Source organism: Sphingomonas sp. (assembly GCF_035910975.1).
Lineage (GTDB): Bacteria > Pseudomonadota > Alphaproteobacteria > Sphingomonadales > Sphingomonadaceae > Sphingomonas.
The window spans coordinates 1-1,340 of sequence record NZ_JAMHWM010000024.1; the positions used below are offsets into that span (position 1 = coordinate 1).

General features: G+C 66.3%; 1 protein-coding gene. It reads right to left on the reverse strand.

Annotated elements, in window-relative coordinates; translation table 11 throughout:
* A partial coding sequence (locus VYI76_RS04545) for a tape measure protein (RefSeq protein ID WP_326523587.1) occupies positions 1–1,307 on the reverse strand: 1,307 nt, incomplete at its 3' end.
* Between the last annotated feature and the right edge of the window lie 33 nt (positions 1,308–1,340).

Here is a 1,340-nt window from a genome sequence, read left to right on the forward strand (position 1 = left end):
ACGGCCGCAGAGGCTTGCGGTGCGCCACCGTCGACGCCCTGCGCGAAGCCTTCGGAGACGTAGCCGCCGACCTCCATCATGACGCGGGAGGGCGACTTGATCTTGAAGACGTCGGTCACCGCGGAGATGGCCGCTTGGCCCATCTCGCCCATGGCGCCGACGACGTCGACGATGCCGTCTTTGATGCCGAGCACGAGGCCCGCGATGAACTGGCCAGCGATGCCCGGCGCCGCGTCGGAGAACGCGACCAGTTTCGCCGCGGTCTCCGCGAGCCACCCGACGAAGTCGACGAGCCCGGTGCCGATGCCGACGACGACGAGACCGATCACGCCAGCGACGGCAGCGATCACGCCGATGACCGCGCCGATGGCCACGGCGACCCACGCGAACGCGGAGCCGAGGGCTTTGGCAATGCCGACCATGTCGAGCGACGTGCTGCTAGCGCCGCCCATTGCAGGCATGATCTGCCGAACCGCAGCGACAGCGGCCATGATGCCGGCGCCGAAGGATGAGAAGAAGGCCGTGGCGATCGGACGGAGCGCTTCGAAGTAGCCGAGGAGCCCTGTCAGGAACGAACCGAGCGCGCCACCGGAGAGCGACGCGAGCACCGTGCCAGCAGCCGCCGCCATGCTGTTCAGAACAGAGAGAATGCGTTGCCCGCTATCGCCCTTCGGGTCCAGAAACGCCGTCACCTGCTTGGCGAGAGAGCCCATGGCAGAGCCAGCGGGGCCCGACGAGATCGACATGAACAGGCGCTCGAACATGGCTTTCGCCGCGGTGACCTGGCCGCCCATGGTCTCGTTCGCGCGAGCCGCAGCGATAGAGCCGAGGCCCTTGCTGCCGCCCATGCGGTTGACCGTCTCGAGGATTGCGTCGATGCCCTGATCGGCAGAGACCTTGCCCTGTTCGAGCATCTTCTTGAGGTCCTTCTGATCGGTCTTGCCGGTCATCTCCCGGAGGACCTGATAGAAGATGTCGTCGTTCAGGCCGGCGTTCAGAAGCGGCTTGAGGTCTTCCGCGAGCACGCGTCCGGCGCCCTTCATCTGGGCAAGCTGAGCCGAGATCGCGGCCGTGTTCGCCGTGGGCGACAGCGCTCCGACGTCCGCAATGGCCGCGGTGATGTCTAGGCTCTGTCCCTGCGCGAAACCGCCGCCCATCAACTCGCGAAGAGACTCGGCGACGCCAGTTGTGTTCTGGCCCATCGCCCGCGCGAGGTTGTCGGCCTCGGCGAACATCATCGACGCCTTACCCTCGCTGCCGGTGATGTACTTGTAGGCAAAGAGCGTGTTCTCTTTGAACCCGGCCATCTCGGCCGCGTATTTGGCGCCAGCGGCAACGAG